General features: G+C 57.6%; 20 protein-coding genes and 1 pseudogene. 10 read left to right on the top strand and 11 right to left on the bottom strand.

Annotation, left to right across the window (positions count from 1 at the left end; all coding sequences use genetic code 11):
* Positions 1 to 962 (top strand): cytochrome P450 (locus tag Q1B15_RS04550; RefSeq protein ID WP_299750802.1); only part of this gene is annotated, 962 nt, incomplete at its 5' end.
* Positions 963 to 966: 4 nt separating this feature from the next.
* Here Q1B15_RS04550 and Q1B15_RS04545 read toward each other — a convergent pair.
* A complete protein-coding gene (locus Q1B15_RS04545; protein WP_299750800.1) occupies positions 967 to 1,428 on the bottom strand; it encodes an Lrp/AsnC family transcriptional regulator in 462 nt (153 codons plus the stop codon).
* 140 nt (positions 1,429 to 1,568) lie between these two features.
* Between Q1B15_RS04545 and cysG the strand changes: the two genes are divergently transcribed.
* The 6 genes from cysG to Q1B15_RS04515 all read left to right on the top strand — a co-directional run bounded on the left by cysG (position 1,569) and on the right by Q1B15_RS04515 (position 7,010).
* Positions 1,569 to 2,966, top strand: a complete 1,398-nt coding sequence (gene cysG, locus Q1B15_RS04540) for a siroheme synthase CysG (RefSeq protein WP_299750797.1) — start codon at positions 1,569 to 1,571, stop codon at positions 2,964 to 2,966.
* Positions 2,963 to 3,265 carry a DUF2849 domain-containing protein gene (locus Q1B15_RS04535; RefSeq protein WP_299750794.1) on the top strand — a complete coding sequence of 101 codons (303 nt, stop codon included), beginning with the start codon at positions 2,963 to 2,965 and terminating at the stop codon, positions 3,263 to 3,265. Before cysG ends, Q1B15_RS04535 begins: the two co-directional genes overlap by 4 nt.
* 5 nt (positions 3,266 to 3,270) lie before the next feature.
* Positions 3,271 to 4,941 carry a nitrite/sulfite reductase gene (locus Q1B15_RS04530; protein ID WP_299750791.1) on the top strand — a complete coding sequence of 557 codons (1,671 nt, stop codon included), beginning with the start codon at positions 3,271 to 3,273 and terminating at the stop codon, positions 4,939 to 4,941.
* Positions 4,931 to 5,680 carry a phosphoadenylyl-sulfate reductase gene (locus tag Q1B15_RS04525; protein ID WP_299750788.1) on the top strand — a complete coding sequence of 250 codons (750 nt, stop codon included), beginning with the start codon at positions 4,931 to 4,933 and terminating at the stop codon, positions 5,678 to 5,680. The genes Q1B15_RS04530 and Q1B15_RS04525 overlap by 11 nt, the downstream gene beginning before the upstream one ends.
* Positions 5,677 to 6,096 (top strand): DUF934 domain-containing protein, encoded by a 420-nt coding sequence (locus tag Q1B15_RS04520; protein ID WP_299750785.1) that lies wholly within the window; start codon positions 5,677 to 5,679, stop codon positions 6,094 to 6,096. The genes Q1B15_RS04525 and Q1B15_RS04520 overlap by 4 nt, the downstream gene beginning before the upstream one ends.
* Before the next feature lie 68 nt (positions 6,097 to 6,164).
* On the top strand, positions 6,165 to 7,010 hold the full coding sequence (locus tag Q1B15_RS04515; RefSeq protein WP_299750783.1) for a ferredoxin--NADP reductase: 846 nt from the start codon (positions 6,165 to 6,167) through the stop codon (positions 7,008 to 7,010).
* A gap of 60 nt (positions 7,011 to 7,070) precedes the next feature.
* Here Q1B15_RS04515 and Q1B15_RS04510 read toward each other — a convergent pair whose 3' ends face one another.
* Positions 7,071 to 7,685, bottom strand: a complete 615-nt coding sequence (locus tag Q1B15_RS04510) for a hypothetical protein (protein WP_299750780.1) — start codon at positions 7,683 to 7,685, stop codon at positions 7,071 to 7,073.
* Between the two features lie 213 nt (positions 7,686 to 7,898).
* On the opposite strand from Q1B15_RS04510, the gene infC reads away from it, so the two are divergent.
* Positions 7,899 to 8,441: a translation initiation factor IF-3 gene (gene infC / locus Q1B15_RS04505; RefSeq protein ID WP_366141671.1), complete on the top strand. Its 543-nt coding sequence runs from the start codon at positions 7,899 to 7,901 to the stop codon at positions 8,439 to 8,441.
* A 49-nt stretch (positions 8,442 to 8,490) separates the two neighbouring features.
* On the opposite strand, the gene Q1B15_RS04500 is transcribed toward infC, so the two are convergent.
* Positions 8,491 to 8,820, bottom strand: coding sequence for a hypothetical protein (locus Q1B15_RS04500; RefSeq protein ID WP_299750777.1), 330 nt, complete (start codon positions 8,818 to 8,820; stop codon positions 8,491 to 8,493).
* 175 nt (positions 8,821 to 8,995) lie between these two features.
* Here Q1B15_RS04500 and Q1B15_RS04495 point away from each other — a divergent pair.
* Positions 8,996 to 10,214 (top strand): annotated as a pseudogene (locus Q1B15_RS04495) (acyl-CoA dehydrogenase).
* Between the two features lie 171 nt (positions 10,215 to 10,385).
* Positions 10,386 to 11,360, top strand: a complete 975-nt coding sequence (locus Q1B15_RS04490) for a phosphoadenosine phosphosulfate reductase (protein ID WP_299750775.1) — start codon at positions 10,386 to 10,388, stop codon at positions 11,358 to 11,360.
* Here Q1B15_RS04490 and ureG read toward each other — a convergent pair.
* The 8 genes from ureG to Q1B15_RS04450 form a co-directional block, all read right to left on the bottom strand.
* Positions 11,327 to 11,968 carry an urease accessory protein UreG gene (gene ureG, locus Q1B15_RS04485; protein WP_299750772.1) on the bottom strand — a complete coding sequence of 214 codons (642 nt, stop codon included), beginning with the start codon at positions 11,966 to 11,968 and terminating at the stop codon, positions 11,327 to 11,329. The genes Q1B15_RS04490 and ureG overlap by 34 nt on opposite strands.
* Positions 11,965 to 12,687 (bottom strand): urease accessory UreF family protein, encoded by a 723-nt coding sequence (locus tag Q1B15_RS04480; RefSeq protein ID WP_299750769.1) that lies wholly within the window; start codon positions 12,685 to 12,687, stop codon positions 11,965 to 11,967. Before Q1B15_RS04480 ends, ureG begins: the two co-directional genes overlap by 4 nt.
* Positions 12,596 to 13,132, bottom strand: coding sequence for an urease accessory protein UreE (locus Q1B15_RS04475; protein WP_299750766.1), 537 nt, complete (start codon positions 13,130 to 13,132; stop codon positions 12,596 to 12,598). The genes Q1B15_RS04480 and Q1B15_RS04475 overlap by 92 nt, the downstream gene beginning before the upstream one ends.
* Before the next feature lie 124 nt (positions 13,133 to 13,256).
* The gene (locus Q1B15_RS04470; RefSeq protein ID WP_299750763.1) at positions 13,257 to 13,415 is read right to left on the bottom strand and encodes a hypothetical protein; all 159 of its coding nucleotides are present in this window, start codon (positions 13,413 to 13,415) and stop codon (positions 13,257 to 13,259) included.
* A 168-nt stretch (positions 13,416 to 13,583) separates the two neighbouring features.
* On the bottom strand, positions 13,584 to 15,293 hold the full coding sequence (gene ureC / locus Q1B15_RS04465; protein WP_299750761.1) for an urease subunit alpha: 1,710 nt from the start codon (positions 15,291 to 15,293) through the stop codon (positions 13,584 to 13,586).
* Between the two features lie 137 nt (positions 15,294 to 15,430).
* Positions 15,431 to 15,736 (bottom strand): urease subunit beta, encoded by a 306-nt coding sequence (locus Q1B15_RS04460; RefSeq protein ID WP_299750758.1) that lies wholly within the window; start codon positions 15,734 to 15,736, stop codon positions 15,431 to 15,433.
* A 9-nt stretch (positions 15,737 to 15,745) separates the two neighbouring features.
* Positions 15,746 to 16,033, bottom strand: a complete 288-nt coding sequence (locus Q1B15_RS04455) for a hypothetical protein (RefSeq protein ID WP_299750755.1) — start codon at positions 16,031 to 16,033, stop codon at positions 15,746 to 15,748.
* A gap of 43 nt (positions 16,034 to 16,076) precedes the next feature.
* Entirely contained in the window at positions 16,077 to 16,391 is a 315-nt protein-coding gene (locus tag Q1B15_RS04450; RefSeq protein ID WP_299750805.1) for an urease subunit gamma, read from the bottom strand.
* Positions 16,392 to 16,470 lie beyond the last annotated feature (79 nt).

Genomic DNA, 16,470 nt, shown 5'->3' with positions numbered 1-16,470 from the left:
CGGTTGAAGACCATTCGATGCTGGAATTAGAGCCGCCCAGCCACACGCGTCTGCGTGGATTGGTGTTGCGCGCGTTCACGCGTCATCGAATTTTGGGCATGGCATCTGAAATATCCATGATTGCGAATGATTTGATCAGCGCTTTCCCCGAAGGCCGCTTCGATCTTCTGGACACCTTCGCAAGGCACCTTCCGGTGATTGTGATCTCGCGGCTTTTGGGCGTGCCAGACACCATGGCGCCGCAGGTATTGGCGTGGTCCAATGACATGGTCGCGATGTATCAATCCCGACGCACAGAAGCGATCGAAGATCAGGCAGCGCGGGCGGCGGGCGAATTTGCAGACTTTATGCGCGGGTACGTCGAAGAACGCCGCACAAGCCCCGGCCCTGATTTGATCTCGGAATTAATCGCAGCGGAAGAAGATGGCGAAAAACTCTCGTCTGACGAGTTGATCACCACCTGTATTTTGCTGCTGAACGCTGGCCATGAAGCGACGGTGCACAGCATTGGAAATGCGGTGCGCCAACTGGCCGGTCATGCGCGGGTCCATGAGGCGATGCAGCCCGAACGCATTGAATACGCGGTGGAAGAATGTCTGCGATTTGATCCGCCCCTGCATATGTTTACCCGGCATGTTTACGAGCCAGTCGAGATTATGGGGACACGGTTCGAGCCTGGCGACGAGGTTGGGTGTCTTTTGGGCTCCGCCTGCCACGACGATGCGATCTGGCCGGGCGGCGACCGCTTCGATCCCTTCCGCGATATCGTTAAGAACACCGCTTTTGGCGCGGGCATTCATTTCTGCGTCGGCGCGCCTTTGGCCCGCCTGGAGCTTCAGCTCGCCCTGCCCGCACTATTTTTGCGCTGCCCGGACTTGCGGATTGTCGAACCACCTCAGGTCGCGAACCTATACCATTTCCGCGGGCTTGAGCGGTTGATGGTAGAATGCACCTGTCGCTGACCGATCAGATCGGTAGCATCGTTGTGGATTTAATCTCTTCCATCGAAAGCAGGGCAGTGACGTTGTAGATCTGCACTTCTGAAATCAGCGCCTGATAGAAGTCGTCGTAGGCGCGGGCAGTCCGCACACGCACTTTCAAGATATAGTCGATGTCACCGGCAAGCCGGTGCGCTTCCATCACTTCGGGGCGTTCGTTCAATGCCTTAAGAAACTTGGCCTGCCAGCCGGCTTCATGTGCCGAGGTGCGGATCAGGACAAAGAAACAAGCCTCGAACCCGAGCGCTTCGGCATCCAGCAGCACGGTTTGCTGACCAATGACGCCCGCCTCGCGCATTTTTCGAATCCGATTCCAGACAGGTGTCTTTGACGACCCCACCTTTTTGGCAATCTCGTCCAGCGATTGCGCCGCATCCGCCTGAAGCGTGCCGAGGATTTTCCGATCTAGGTCGTCGAGCTGCGCGGCCATCCCGTTTCCTTCCTGAATACAGAACGCATGTTTCTGATGGCTCATCGGTATAAACAAATATCCCTTTCAACAAGCATATACTCGTCTATTTTGGGAATTTATTCTATATACGACTTAAGAAATACCGGAGTCGTTCTGATATGAAGCATTTTCCTATCTTCCTCGCTGTGGAAGGCCGCCGCATCGTTGTGTCGGGCGGCGGTGAGGCTGCCTTGGCAAAGCTGCGGCTTTTGCTGAAGACTGAAGCCCGCATCACGGTCGTAGCTGAGGCGCCGATTGCAGATGTAGAGGCGCTGGCTTCCAAGGGTCGGTTAACACTTATTAAGCGCGCGTTAGAACCTGGTGATGCGATGTGTGCTTCGCTGTTTTATGCCGCCAACGATGATGACGGCGAAGACGCGCGCGCAACAAAGCTTGCTCAGGCCGACGGCGCCTTGACCAATTGGGTCGACAATCTGGGCCAAAGCCAGTTCATCACTCCGGCCATTGTCGACCGTGATCCGGTCACCATTGCAATCGGCACCGAAGGCGCAGCCCCGGTATTGGCGCGCTCGATCAAGGCGGATTTGGAGGCGCGTTTGCCTAGGGCCCTGGGGATATTGGCACACGTTGGAAAAACGTTTCGCAGGGCGGCTGAGGCCTTGCCCATGGGGCGCAAACGCCGTGCGTTCTGGTCCGAATTCTATGACCGTGCCGGTCCAAAAGCCTTTGATGAAGGCGGGGCGGATGGGTTGAATAAATCCTTGGAAGGCCTCCTGAAAAAACACCTTTGTGCGAAAGCCGAAGACGGCCACGTATCCTTTGTCGGAGCGGGCCCCGGCGATCCTGAGCTGTTGACGATCAAGGCGCGCCGCGCACTTCACGAAGCGGACGTGGTGATCCACGACCGTTTAGTGACGCCAGAAGTTCTGGAATTGGCGCGCCGTGAGGCGGTGATCATTGATGCCGGAAAAGAAGGATTTGGGCCGTCGATGAAGCAGACTGAGATTGACGCGTTGATTGTGGAACACGCAAGCAACGGCGCCCATGTCGTACGTTTGAAGGCTGGAGATCCGACAGTGTTTGGTCGGCTTGACGAAGAGATTGACGCAGTGAATGGCGCGGGCATCGCTTTTTCGATTGTTCCGGGCATCACTTCGGCGTCGGCAGCGGTTGCGTCGATCGGACAGAGCCTAACGAAACGCGATCGCAACGCCTCGGTAAGATTTGTGACCGGCCACGACATGAAAGGCTACGCTGAACACGATTGGCGCGCGCTGGCCGCACCCGGTCAGGTTGCCGCCATCTACATGGGCAAGAAAGCCTCCCGATTTATTCAGGGACGCCTGATGATGCATGGGGCGCCGCCGGACACACCGGTCACCGTTATCGAAAACGCATCACGGCCGGATCAGCGTGTATTGGAATGCCGTCTTGCCTCGCTTCCCGACGACATTTCCGCCGCCGATGTGACTGGCCCTGCCCTAATTTTGTATGGCCTTCTACCGCGTGCTGCGCTGGCCTTAGCCCACGAACTGAAAGAGGAGATCGCGCTATGAGCCGCCGCCCATTCACCTCGAAAGTTGTGACAGCAAACGACCTAATCGACGGCGACGCTGTATGGTTAGCGGCCACAGATGACTGGACACGCGACATGAGCCAAGCCGAATTGTTCGACGACGAAGCCGTGGCGCAAGACCGGTTGTTGTTCGCAATGTCTCAGGCAGAGGTCGTCGTGGGCGCTTATCTGGCTGATGCAAAGGCCACCAACAAGGGTCCCGCCCCGGTGCATTTTCGCGAAACGTTCCGCACACGCGGGCCGTCGAACTACCCCCATGGCAAACAAGTCGGAGCCTGAAAACCATGTATACATACAGTGATTTCGACAAAAAATTCGTGCGCGAACGGGTCACGCAATTCCGTGCGCAGGTCGAACGGCGGGTTGATGGATCTCTTACAGAAGACGAGTTCAAGCCGTTAAGATTGATGAACGGTCTCTATCTTCAACTGCATGCCTATATGCTGCGGGTCGCGATCCCATACGGAACCTTGAACGGGCATCAAATGCGGCAGTTGGCCTATCTGGCGGAGCGCTGGGACAAGGGCTACGGCCATTTTACGACGCGGCAGAACATTCAGTATAACTGGCCGAAACTAAAGGATGTTCCGGACATGCTCGACGCCTTGGCAGACGTCGGCATGCACGCGATCCAAACCTCGGGCAATACAATCCGGAATGTGACGGCGGACCATTTTGCTGGCGCCGCGGCGGATGAAATCGAAGATCCACGACCCGTGGCTGAGCTTTTGCGGCAATGGTCGACCGATCACCCGGAATTCCAGTTTTTGCCCCGAAAATTCAAGATAGCCGTCAGCGGATCGCCGAATGATCGCGCTGTAACCAAGGCCCATGACATCGGGCTTCGGATGGTGCAGAACGACGCGGGCGAACCCGGCTTCGAGGTGATCGTAGGCGGTGGTTTGGGACGCACGCCGATGATCGGTAAAGTCATCCGGGCGTTCCTTCCGAAAGCGGATTTGCTGCCCTATTGCGAGGCGATTGTCAGCGTCTACAACCTGCTTGGGCGGCGCGACAACAAGTATAAGGCGCGCATCAAGATCACCGTGGCCGAGAGCGGATTGGAGAAAATTCGTGATCTGGTCGATGCGCGTTTCGAAGAGTTACGTCTTGAATTCAACGGCTTCGACCAGGAGCTTCTTGCTGAAATAGAAGCGCAATTTGCGCCGCCAGTCTTCCGCGACGGGCCAGTTGAGGCCTTTGACACCTACCGCGCGGCGAACCCTGCATTTCGGGCCTGGACCGACACAAACCTGTCGGAGCATCGCGCACCGGGCTATGCCATTGTGTCAGTATCAATCAAAAAGCACGGCGCGACGCCCGGGGATGCAAGTGCCGAGCAAATGCGTGTTCTTGCAGATCTGGCCGAGCGTTATGGGCACGATGAATTGAGAATTTCACACGAGCAAAACGTGATCCTTCCGCATGTCCATAAATCTGATCTGCCCGCCGTTTACGAAGGTTTACGCGATGCCGCACTGGCGACCGCGAATATCGGATTGCTCAGCGACATTATCGCATGTCCAGGCATGGATTACTGCGCGCTCGCGACCGCGCGTTCGATCCCGATTGCCCAAGAGATCGCTGAGCGTTTTGACGACCTGAAACTTGAGCATGAGATCGGCCCGCTGAAGATAAAAATCTCGGGCTGCATCAATGCCTGTGGCCATCACCACGTTGGTCACATCGGGATCCTGGGGCTCGATCGGGCCGGGGTGGAAAGTTATCAGATCACGCTTGGCGGCGACGGGACCGAAACGGCAACGATCGGCGAACGCGCGGGCCCCGGCTTTTCAGCGGAAGAGATTGTGCCCGCGATTGAGCGTATGATCGACGCCTATCTTGATATCCGCACGGACGCCGACGAGGCATTTTTGCAGACCTATCGCCGGGTTGGACTGGTGCCGTTCAAAGCAGCACTTTACCCTGAAAAGGAGGCACAGAATGCCGCTTGAAGCCCCCCTAGCCCCGGTTTTCGAACGCGTTGCAGAGCTTAACCGCATCTACGCGCACCATTCCGCCACGGCAGTCTTAGAGCGCGCGCTCGACGACCCTGAGGTTGGTTCGACCGCCTTGGTTTCGTCGTTTGGCGCGGAATCCGTGGTTTTGTTGCATATGGTGTCGGTCATTGATCGCACGACGCCTGTGCTGTTCCTCGACACCGAAATGCTGTTCCCGGAAACGCTTGATTATCAACGTGACGTCGCCGCGAAATTAAGGTTAACGAACGTACAGGTGAGCGGACCGGATCGCGACTTAACCTTCGTTAATGACGCCAACAATCGGCTTCATGCGACGAACCCCGATGCCTGTTGCGCAATGCGCAAGGCCGAACCCTTGGCCCGCGCCTTGGAGCCGTTCGATGCCTGGATCACCGGGCGGAAACGCTTTCAGGGCGGCAAGCGCGCGAACCTTCAGTTCTTTGAGGCGGACGGCGAGAATCACATCAAGATCAACCCTTTGGCGCATTTCTCGCGCGAGGATGTGCAGGAGTATATCCAGAACAACCGCCTGCCCCGGCATCCGTTGGTGGCCAAGGGATACGCGTCAATCGGATGCGCGCCCTGCACAACGCGCGTGGCCCCCGGCGAGGACCTGCGGGCTGGCCGGTGGCGCGGAAAGGCCAAATCCGAATGTGGGATACATGTGGTTAACGGCCAAGTTGTTCAGCGCGTGGCAGAGGTACAGATATGAGCGTGATTGTAACCGATAGCGGCTTTGGTGCCGACGACTGGACGCACGGATTTACCGCGCTTGACCAGCTTGCGGCGAATGATGCGCCCCCGGCTGTAGCGGTTGATTTGGGAAGCGACGCCGACCCATCGACGCTTGAGGCTCGGCTAAATGATATCGATCTGATCTGCGTGGATTTCCCAAGTTTTTCCGATGGTCGCGGCTTCACGATTGCGCGACGCCTACGACTGATGGGTTTTCATGGGCGAGTGCGCGCCAAAGGCCATGTGATTGCTGACCAATATGCGATGGTGCGGCGATCGGGGTTTGACGAGGTCGAGATCAACGATGATCTGGCCCGTCGCCAACCCGAGGATCAGTGGTTGGCGCGCGCCAATTGGAAGGCCTATGACTATCAGTCGCGGCTGCGCGCCTGAACCGCACTTCTATTGATCGACATCAACGTTTAAACGAAGGGCGGCCCTGTGAAGGGTCGCGAATAACAATGACCGAGCAATCTCCTGTGACCCAAGCGACATCAAAACCCGTCCTCCTGCCCAACGCGCAAACCGTGACGGACGTGAAACACTATACCGACCGCCTGTTTTCATTCCGGTGTACGCGGCCTGCGTCTTTGCGGTTCCGCTCGGGCGAGTTCGTGATGATTGGCTTGATGGGCGATCCGGACCCCGAGACGGGCAAACAAAAGCCTCTGCTTCGGGCCTATTCGATTGCGTCGCCGTCGTGGGATGACGAGTTGGAGTTTTATTCGATCAAGGTTCAGGACGGGCCTTTGACCTCGAAACTGCAGCACATCAAACCGGGTGACGAGATCATTCTGCGCCCCAAACCCGTCGGCACTTTGGTGCATGATGCGCTGTTGCCGGGCAGGCGGTTGTGGCTGTTTGCGACCGGCACAGGCTTCGCGCCTTTTGCGTCGCTTTTGCGTGATCCTCAGACCTACGAGGACTACGACGAAGTAATCGTCACCCACACCTGCCGCGGAGTTGGTGAGCTGACATATGGGCGCGATCTGATCGAGGCGATCCGCGGCGACGAGATGCTAGCCGAGCTGATCGGCGAAGGGTTTGCCGATAAACTGCGGTATTATCCGACGACCACCAGAGAAGAGAGCCCGAAGATGGGCCGAATCACCGATCTGATGCGCGCGGGCGAGGTATTCGCTGACCTGGACGTGCCGGAACTGACGCCCGAGGCGGACCGTGCGATGGTCTGCGGGAATTTGGCATTTAACTTGGAAATCAAAGATATGCTGGAAAGCTATGGCCTTGTCGAAGGCGCAAACTCGCGTCCACAGCACTATGTCGTGGAAAAAGCGTTTCTCGACTAGATAAGCGCCAGTCGATGGTATGAAGGCCGCGCCAGGATTATCCCGGCGCGGCCCATTATTTTAGTTACCGAGCGCTTCGCTGATCTGATCAAGCACACCCTGAACCAGTTCAGGATTGCTTTCAGCAGAACCGATTGCTGCATTCAGCGTGGTCTTGGTCAAAGCGCCAAGATCGCTTCCATCCACTTGAGCACGCAGCGCGGCGGCATCAAAGGCAGGTGCTTCGGTTGCGACTTCAGCAGCTTGCGTGGCTTCGGTTGCAGTTTCAGTCGCAGCCTCGGTTGCGGCTTCTGGTGCTTCACTGGCTGCACCGGTTGCATCGTCCGCCACACCCTCAACGGCGTCCTGCGCCTGTTCGGTAAGATTGTTGACGGCACCGCTTACAGCCTCTGCCACAGCAGAACCTTCTTCAAGAGCTTCTGACACCGCCTCGTTTACGGCCGTCGAGGCCTCGTCGATGGCTTCGTTCGCCACCTCAACCGCGCCTTCAACGGCGGTTTCGACTGCGTCGACTGCTTCAGCGGCCTCTTCTACGACTTCTTCCACTTCAACGGCCGGCACTTCTACCGCAGCAGGGGCCTCGACAACTGTGGGCTCATTGCCTTGACCTTGCAGCAAAAACCAACCTAGCGCCGCGAGGACAAGAATGATAACGACAATACCTAAATTTCTCATAACTGGGTCTCCTGTTAACCAAACTCCGCGCGTGATCAGCATGCGCGGGTCCAATGTCCAGCCCCGACGTTGCGTCCCAATGAAACCGGCGAAACACGGCCAAAACAGCACAGTTCCCAGCCCACGCCCGACGCGGTGCTTTCTGGTTGAAAGCTGCCGCGTCTGCCCTTATTTTACGCAACCAGAACAATCATAACGAAAAGGACGACCACCATCGCTCGCAGACCACACAACGCACCCCCGGCGCGTAACACTGGCCCCCGGATCAATGAACATATCCGATCGCCCGAAATTCGCCTTATTGGCGCTGAAGGAGAAAACGTCGGCGTTGTCACGCCCGAACGTGCCGTAGAAATGGCGATTGAAGCCGGACTTGATCTGGTTGAAATCTCTCCAAACGCGGCCCCTCCCGTTTGCAAAATCATGGACTTCGGAAAGTTCAAATATGAGCAGCAAAAGCGCGAGAGCGAGGCCCGGAAGAAGCAAAAAATTATCGAAGTCAAAGAGGTCAAATTCCGTCCCAATACGGATACCAACGACTACGATGTGAAGATGCGGAATGTGATGCGCTTTCTGGAAGATGGCGACAAAGTGAAGATCACCTTGCGTTTCCGTGGTCGCGAAATGGCACACCAGAACCTCGGGCGCGAACTTCTAGAGCGTGTGGCGGATGACGTCGAAGGCATCGGCAAGGTCGAGAACATGCCGAAGATGGAAGGTCGCCAGATGGTGATGATGATCGGGCCGGCAAAGTAAGCCTCTGATCTGAAAAAGACTTTTAGACCCGGTCCATTTGGACCGGGTTTTATTTTGCCCGTGTTCGCTTGGCTGCCAATGATACCGCTTCGCGCAGATCGAACGCCACCGATACCAGATCAGCCGCAAACAGAACCCAAAAGTATAAGGCAAAATGCGCGCCAACGCCGGTGCCTTGCAGCCAAAGGATCAGTGCAAGAAGCGGTGGCCAGAAGATCAGATGCGGAATGGCCATTTCCGGCCCGAAACCGCGCGTCCAAATAAGTATGAACAGGTTGGGAACCATATCCCCGACCGCAAGCATCGCGACCAGAACACCGTAGAGTTCTGAAACAAACCAAAGGGCCACAAGGTTCACTGGCGCCAGAATACCGGCCATCCGAATCTGCACCAGACCGGCAATGCCCGCAGTCCCGAACAGATATCACGGATCAAATCCATCCCTGCTGAAAACCACGTCCGAGGACCGACGACCAGAGTGCGCATCCCTTTTGTTTCGGTCCTGATTGCGCGACACTCCGGGCGATTCTTACGCACCCTTTTTCGAGGGCGCCATGCACCTTCAATCGCCGTTGAAATCCAAAGACGCCCCCGACCTTGGTCGTTTCGATTGGGAAGATGCGTTGCGCCTGTCCGATCAACTGACCGCGGAAGAGCGGATGCTGGCGGATGCGGCGTGCGGGTTTGCGTCGGATGTTCTGGCGCCGAAAGTGCGCAAAGCTTACGCTGAGGAAATCGTTGATCCGGGCATTTTTGCGGAAATGGGCGCGGCTGGTTTGTTAGGCCTGACGATCCCTGAAAGTTACGGCGGCCTTGGAGCTGGCTATGTCACCTACGGGCTTGTCGCGCGCGAAATCGAGCGTGTCGATTCAGGGTATCGCTCGATGATGTCGGTGCAATCGTCGCTGGTGATGTACCCGATCTATGCCTATGGCACCGAAGACCAGCGCCAGAAGTATCTGCCCAGCCTCGCCAGTGGCGCGTTAATTGGCTGCTTTGGATTGACCGAACCGGACGCGGGATCAGACCCCGCCGGAATGACCACAACTGCCCGCAAAACCGATGGCGGCTACGTGCTGAACGGCGCAAAAATGTGGATTTCCAACAGCCCGATTGCGGATGTCTTCGTGGTCTGGGCCAAGTCCGATGCGCATGATGGCAAGATCAAAGGCTTCGTCCTTGAAAAAGGCATGAAGGGCCTGTCGGCTCCGAAAATTGGCGGCAAGCAATCCTTGCGCGCCTCGGTCACCGGCGAGATCGTGATGGAAAACGTCGAGGTCAGCGAGGACGCGCTTTTGCCGTGGGGCAGGTCTGAAAGGCCCATTCGGCTGCCTGAACCGCGCGCGTTACGGCATTGCGTGGGGCGTCATGGGCGCGGCCGAGGCCTGCTGGCACGCCGCGCGCCAATACGGGCTTGATCGCAAGCAATTCGGCAAGCCTTTGGCACAGACGCAACTGTTTCAAAAAAAGCTCGCCGATATGCAGACCGAGATCATCTTAGGGCTGCAGGCGGCCCTGCAAGTTGGTCGACTTATGGACACCGCCAACGCCGCCCCAGAGATGATCAGCTTGATCAAGCGCAACAACTGCGGCAAGGCGCTTGATATAGCGCGCATGGCGCGGGACATGCACGGCGGGAACGGAATTAGTGAAGAGTTTCAAGTCATTCGCCATATGATGAACCTTGAAACCGTGAATACCTACGAGGGCACACACGACATCCACGCCCTGATCTTGGGGCGGGCGCAAACCGACCTTCAGGCGTTTTTCTAAACTTCTTCTTGGGAGAAATACTCCGGGGGGCGGCGTAAACCGGCGGGCGGCGCCCCTACCTTGCCGTTTTCAAACGCGAAACAATCGCCCCGGTTTGTCGCCAAGCCACAGCTTGCCAGTCCCCCCTCTACCCCGCTAGGATAACCGAGTAGTGTGTAGGGGACGAGTGATATGGTAGCGGGGGCTGCTTTATCCGACGACCTCACTGATACCCAATGGCTTGTTCAGCTTGAGGATATTGGCGAGGAAGAAGGATATTTTTCACCATTGGGTGATGATCACGCGGCGGTCTTTGTTGACCGGTCGCAGGATGTACTTTTCGTGTCATTTGAAACGCTTGCCGGTACACGCGCCGTTAGCGAAACAGGCATGCCGCTTGGATTTGACGTCTGTGAAAACCGCGGCTGGTCGCATCTGACGCTACTGGCGATGAAGGAAACTTGGTACCGAAGCCACTTCGTTTACGGCTATTTCGACCGGCTGGTCGACGAGGGTTTCTTCGAAGATTTCGACAAGGTCATCTTCTACGGCGCGGGCATGTGTGGCTACGCGGCGGCGGCGTTTTCCGTCGTGGCCCCTGGTGCAACTGTGATCGCGGTGTCTCCTCAAGCGACATTGGCGCGCGAGTTAACCGAATGGGATACGCGGTTTGAAGGCACACGGCGGATGGATTTCTCGTCCCGCTACGGGTTTGCGCCTGACATGCTTGAAGCCGCAGACTCTGCCTATATCATCTACGATCCGGACGAAGTTGAAGACGCAATGCACGCCGCGTTGTTTCGAGGACCAAATATTTTCAAGCATCGCTACAGGCGCGGTCGCTCGGGCGCAATTGATGGTGATTTGCGCACGATGGGGCTTATATCGCGGCTTTGCGAAGTTGCGGTGAATTGTTGCCTGACGCCAGTTCAGGTTGCGCGCAAAATGCGATCAAGGCGACGGCATATGCCGTATCTGCGGGCCCTTCTTGCGCGTGTCATCGCCGAAGACCGCCCCTATCTCACAGCACTTTTGTGTCGTGCTGTTTTGGCAGACCGCCCGATCCCGCGCTTTCGCCACCACCTTGAAGCCGCCGAGGCGCGCCTAAAGGAACAAGGTCGCGCAGTGCCGGGTCAAAGGGTCGAGGCGGGCTCCGGGGTGGCCTGAAACCCGCCTGCGCGTTCCACAAAAGCGACGATTTCAGCGATCCCTTTGCCCTGCCTGATCGACGCCATAACATGCGGGCGACCCGCGCGCGCGGCTTTTGCATCCGACGCAAGAAGGTCCGGATCCACGCCGACATAAGGCGCAAGATCAAGTTTGTTCACCACCAAAAGGTCCGAGCGCGTTAGCCCCGGGCCTTTTTTGCGCGGGATATCCTGCCCGGCAGCGGTGTCGATCACATAGATCGTGAGGTCTGCCAGTTCAGGAGAAAACGTCGCTGCAAGGTTGTCACCACCGCTTTCGATCAGGATCATATCAAGGTCGGGAAACGCCTCGCGCAGATCGGCGACAGCCGCGAGATTGATTGAAGCGTCCTCGCGGATCGCCGTATGTGGGCAGCCTCCGGTTTCCACGCCCCGGATCCGATTTGCGGGCAGAACTTGCGCGCGGGTCAGCGCCTCGGCGTCTTCACGGGTATAGATATCGTTGGTGATGACAGCGATGGAATAGCGGCCGGCCATTGCACGGCAGAGCGCTTCGGTCAGCGAGGTTTTTCCCGCGCCGACAGGGCCGCCAATGCCGATACGAAGGGGTCCATGCAATCTTTTCATGTGCGAAAAATCCGTATCTCTTGGGTTTCGTGAGTGATAGCTGCGCGGTCCGCCCCAAACGCAGAACTGCGGATGTCGGCGGGCGTTTTACCCTTTGCCGCGGCCGCCACAAAAAGGACTGTGGGCATCAATGCCGCAATGACCTTTTGCCCCTGCGACTGACCCAACGGAATGTGTCGCACAGCCCCCGTGACAAGCGTTGCAATCATCGCCTGAAGGTAAAGCGCAGCCACGCGCTCAGTCACGAGCCCCAGCGACTTCGCCGCGCGCCCGACCGCAATCGGCAAGGCGACGGCCGCTTCGGTTTCATCTTTAAGATCGTTAACGGCGCGGGTGAACGCCGCCCCCTGCTCTGCTGTTTCCTGCCAACGCTCGGCGGCCGGTGCGAGGGCCGACGCCCAGGCGTTCAGATCGGCATAATCGGCGTTTTGGGCCATTGCACATGACAGAAAAATCGCATCAGCCTGACCACTTCCGTCACGCAAAACCGTCCCAAGCCAATCCGTAAGGCTGGCGCCATCGCGCACATCTTTTGCCTCGATCGCTGCCTCAAGGCCTTGACTATAGGCGTATCCGCCCACCGGAAATACCGGCGACAGCCAATGCGTGAGGGTCAGAAGGCCCGCGTCAGTCATGGTCGTGGGAATGGCTGTTGCTATGGTCGTGGGTGTGATTGTGTCCCTGATCATGTGTGTGCCCATCGCCGTGATCGTGCCCATGGTCGTGTCCAAAGGTGCGACCAAGACCATAAGCCCCTCCTTCGGGAAGGAACGGCTCGTTTACAATCGCTAATTCCGCTCCGAGTTGCACCAGCATCGCCTCGATGACGTGGTCGCGTGAAATCAGCAATCTTGCGGTCTCGACCTGACAGGGCGTATGACGATTGCCTATGTGCCAGGCGAACCGCAGAAGGTCATCGCCGGTCACCTGCATCAGGTCTTCGGGCGCCGCCGTTATGGAAATGAGGCGGCCGTCGTCAAGGGCGAAGGCATCGCCGTCGTTCAGATGTGTGGCGCCCTCCAAATCGACGAGAAAGCTCAAACCTGCCTCGGTTGTCAGCACTTTGCGTCGCAAGAAACGATCCTCGTAGGTCAGATGGCAACGGTCCGTTAAGCCATGGCCTTCGCGGGGCCGGATGAATTGGCAAAGAGGCAACGCGGTCATGGCAAAAACCTTTCGGCAAACAAAACGGCCCGCGACGGACGATGTCCGGGCGGGCCGTGAAATTTTGACACACCTCTTGAGAGGGCGTCAGATGTCGTCGTCGAAGCGCGCCGCGCCGATAGACCTAGACGCCGGCGATGCCGGAGATGTGGCTGCGGGCAAGACCATCGCGGTCGTAGCCACGGGTGGCCAATTGACTGTCGCTCATCGCGAAGAGGTCGTTGAAACGGGTGGTTGGAGTAAGCGCGGCCATAACAGTCGCGAAAAAAGCACGGGATACCATAATAGACCTCGGAGGGGGCTGGAGTTTGATTATCTTGATATCGCCTACTTGGGGGGCGCAGTGCACCTGCACAATCGCCAAGTTTGCAACCCCGCCATGCGTATTGGGCGCAGCTGGATGCCTGCGTGCCCTGGCCTGCGGCGCCTTTCATGTCGCGCTCTCCCAACATCAGAACATGAAATATCGCTGCGCCATCGGCAAAACTTCGGCTGGCTCGCAGACGAGAAGCTCGCCGTCGGCGCGCACTTCGTATGTCTCGGGGTTAACTTCTATGAACGGCATGGCATCGTTCAGAACCATGTCTTTTTTGCCAATCCCACGACAGTTTTCGACGGCAATCGTGTCGCGCTGAAGCCCAAGAGCCTCCGCAACTCCGGCGTCTTGTCCAGCCCGGCTTATGAAGGCAACCGCGCTACGCTGAACCGCGCGCCCCATGCTTCCAAACATAGGGCGTGAATAGACCGGCTGCGGCGTCGGGATTGACGCATTGGGATCGCCCATCTGAGCGACGACAATTGAACCGCCTAGCAAAACCATCTCGGGTTTCACACCGAAAAAGGCCGGGTTCCACAAGACAAGATCGGCCCGCTTGCCTTCTTCAATCGATCCGATATGGGCGCTGATACCGTGTGCGATTGCCGGGTTGATTGTGTATTTGGCAATGTAGCGACGCACACGAAGGTTATCGTTCTCGCCGGTTTCCTCGGCCAGGCGACCGCGCTGTTTTTTCATCTTATCAGCGCTTTGCCAGGTTCGGATCGCAACTTCGCCGACGCGCCCCATCGCCTGGCTGTCAGATGCAATAATCGAAAACGCGCCCATATCATGAAGAATGTCTTCGGCGGCAATGGTTTCACGGCGGATGCGGCTTTCGGCGAAGGCGACGTCTTCAGGGATCGCCTTGTCGAGGTGGTGGCACACCATCAGCATATCGAGATGTTCTTCTAGGGTGTTCACCGTGTAGGGACGCGTCGGGTTGGTCGAACTTGGAATGACGTTCGGCAAACCACAGACCTTGATGATGTCGGGCGCATGCCCGCCCCCCGCGCCTTCGGTGTGAAACGCATGGATCGTGCGGTCTCCGATTGCGGCGACGGTGTTTTCGACAAATCCGCTTTCATTCAACGTATCGGTGTGGATCATCACCTGAACGTCCATTTCGTCAGCAACCCTTAGACAGCAATCAATTGCGCCCGGCGTCGTGCCCCAATCTTCATGAAGCTTAAGAGCGGCAGCACCGGCATTCACCATCTCGTGCAAGGCCGCCGGAAGCGAGGCGTTGCCTTTGCCAGACAACGCGACATTCATCGGAACATCGTCCATCGCCTGCAGCATCCGTCCGATATGCCAAGGGCCGGGCGTGCAGGTGGTTGCAAGCGTTCCATGCGCAGGTCCGGTGCCGCCACCCAGCATCGTCGTCATCCCGGAATGCAGTGCATCTTCAATTTGTTGCGGGCAAATCCAGTGGATATGAGCGTCAAATCCACCCGCCGTCAGGATGCGCCCCTCGCCTGCGATGGCTTCGGTGCCGGGACCGATCACGATGTCCACGCCGTTCTGGGTATCGGGGTTTCCAGCTTTGCCGATTTTATGAATTTTACCGTCCCGCAGCCCAACGTCGGCTTTGTAAATGCCGCTGTGATCCACGATCAGCGCATTGGTAATAACAGTATCCACAGCGCCCTCGGCGCGGCTCGTCTGGGCCTGCCCCATGCCGTCGCGGATCACCTTACCACCACCAAATTTCACCTCTTCGCCGTAAGTCGTAAGGTCGCGCTCCACCTCGATAATAAGGTCGGTGTCGGCAAGGCGCAGGCGGTCGCCGGTGGTGGGACCATACATATCGGCATAGGCTGCGCGGGTGATTTGTATCGGCATGTTCAGACGGATCCTTGGAAAGAAGCCCAAACTAAATGTGTTTGGTCAGGGACGTTAACAATGATTAACGGCGCAATACTCGCGCTCGATGGGGCCAGGACGCCGCAAAGCTGGATTTTGGGATCCGACAACATGGCTTAAAGCGCGCCCATCACTTTTTGATTGAACCCGAAGACTTTGCGGGCGCCGCCGAAAAGCACAAGCCGCACTTCGCGTCGCTGTCCCGGCTCAAAGCGCACTGCCGTTCCAGCGGCGATATCAAGTCGCATGCCACGCGCGGTTTCTCGTTCAAATTCAAGAGCGGCGTTTGTTTCAGCAAAATGGTAGTGGCTGCCGACCTGAACCGGACGGTCGCCGGTATTGGCAACCATCAAAACGACGCTTTTGGCCCCCTCGTTCAGGGTAATATCGTCGTCAGCGGGGAAAATTTCACCGGGAATCATTCATCTTCCTTAACTGTCATAATCGGGTCTTTTAGAGGCGTTCCATTTCGAAATCAGACGCGGCGCAAAGATGCCAATGGCTGCACCGATAGCGAGCGGCGCGGCGTGCGGTTCTGCGAAGGCCATCGACAATACCGCCGCGCCGACCAGACAGACGGCGAAGGCAATCAGCCGCATTTCGATCGGCTCGACCGGAATGTCATCCAATAGAACTTTCTCCAGCGCTGATTTCACTTTTGGTTCGGCGTATGGCGCGATCCAGCCAGCCGCGATGCCAAGGATCAAAGTACCCAACATGATGTGCCCTCCTGAGACGTGATTTGCCGCAGCCTAACAGATTTCATCGGATCGGATGATGCACGGTGACAAGTTTGGTGCCGTCCGGGAACGTAGCCTCGACTTGGACGTCGTGGATCATCTCGGGGATGCCATCCATGCACTGATCTTTGGTGATTACATGGGCGCCTGCCTGCATGAGATCGGCCACGGACCGACCGTCGCGCGCGCCTTCGACGACATAGTCGGTGATCAAGGCAATCGCTTCAGGGTGGTTCAGCTTCACACCGCGCGCAAGGCGTGCGCGCGGCTCGACGCGTGGATCGACGAGCAACTCGCCACGCTGCCGAAGCGGGAACGGAAACGGACGAAGATCCACGGTCGTGTGCACGACCTCGACCCGATGGCGCACTCGCTCTTCGAACAGGAATTCGCAGGCGACTTCGCGGACCATCCGC

Source organism: uncultured Boseongicola sp. (genome assembly GCF_937988555.1).
Taxonomy (GTDB): Bacteria; Pseudomonadota; Alphaproteobacteria; order Rhodobacterales; family Rhodobacteraceae; genus Boseongicola.
This window is presented reverse-complemented; position numbering and strand designations above follow the sequence as displayed.

Excerpts from the sequence above, each read along its gene's own strand:
- Q1B15_RS04545 (WP_299750800.1), bottom strand. The coding sequence starts at position 1,428 with ATGGCCGCGCAGCTCGACGACCTAGATCGGAAAATCCTCGGCACGCTT.
- Q1B15_RS04500 (WP_299750777.1), bottom strand. The coding sequence starts at position 8,820 with ATGGCCGGTATTCTGGCGCCAGTGAACCTTGTGGCCCTTTGGTTTGTT.
- Q1B15_RS04535 (WP_299750794.1), top strand. The coding sequence starts at position 2,963 with ATGAGCCGCCGCCCATTCACCTCGAAAGTTGTGACAGCAAACGACCTA.
- Q1B15_RS04490 (WP_299750775.1), top strand. The coding sequence starts at position 10,386 with ATGGTAGCGGGGGCTGCTTTATCCGACGACCTCACTGATACCCAATGG.
- Q1B15_RS04470 (WP_299750763.1), bottom strand. The coding sequence starts at position 13,415 with ATGGTATCCCGTGCTTTTTTCGCGACTGTTATGGCCGCGCTTACTCCA.
- cysG (WP_299750797.1), top strand. The coding sequence starts at position 1,569 with ATGAAGCATTTTCCTATCTTCCTCGCTGTGGAAGGCCGCCGCATCGTT.
- Q1B15_RS04515 (WP_299750783.1), top strand. The coding sequence starts at position 6,165 with ATGACCGAGCAATCTCCTGTGACCCAAGCGACATCAAAACCCGTCCTC.
- ureG (WP_299750772.1), bottom strand. The coding sequence starts at position 11,968 with ATGAAAAGATTGCATGGACCCCTTCGTATCGGCATTGGCGGCCCTGTC.
- Q1B15_RS04475 (WP_299750766.1), bottom strand. The coding sequence starts at position 13,132 with ATGACCGCGTTGCCTCTTTGCCAATTCATCCGGCCCCGCGAAGGCCAT.
- Q1B15_RS04525 (WP_299750788.1), top strand. The coding sequence starts at position 4,931 with ATGCCGCTTGAAGCCCCCCTAGCCCCGGTTTTCGAACGCGTTGCAGAG.
- ureC (WP_299750761.1), bottom strand. The coding sequence starts at position 15,293 with ATGCCGATACAAATCACCCGCGCAGCCTATGCCGATATGTATGGTCCC.
- Q1B15_RS04510 (WP_299750780.1), bottom strand. The coding sequence starts at position 7,685 with ATGAGAAATTTAGGTATTGTCGTTATCATTCTTGTCCTCGCGGCGCTA.
- Q1B15_RS04530 (WP_299750791.1), top strand. The coding sequence starts at position 3,271 with ATGTATACATACAGTGATTTCGACAAAAAATTCGTGCGCGAACGGGTC.
- Q1B15_RS04455 (WP_299750755.1), bottom strand. The coding sequence starts at position 16,033 with ATGTTGGGTACTTTGATCCTTGGCATCGCGGCTGGCTGGATCGCGCCA.
- Q1B15_RS04480 (WP_299750769.1), bottom strand. The coding sequence starts at position 12,687 with ATGGGCACGATCACGGCGATGGGCACACACATGATCAGGGACACAATC.
- Q1B15_RS04520 (WP_299750785.1), top strand. The coding sequence starts at position 5,677 with ATGAGCGTGATTGTAACCGATAGCGGCTTTGGTGCCGACGACTGGACG.
- Q1B15_RS04460 (WP_299750758.1), bottom strand. The coding sequence starts at position 15,736 with ATGATTCCCGGTGAAATTTTCCCCGCTGACGACGATATTACCCTGAAC.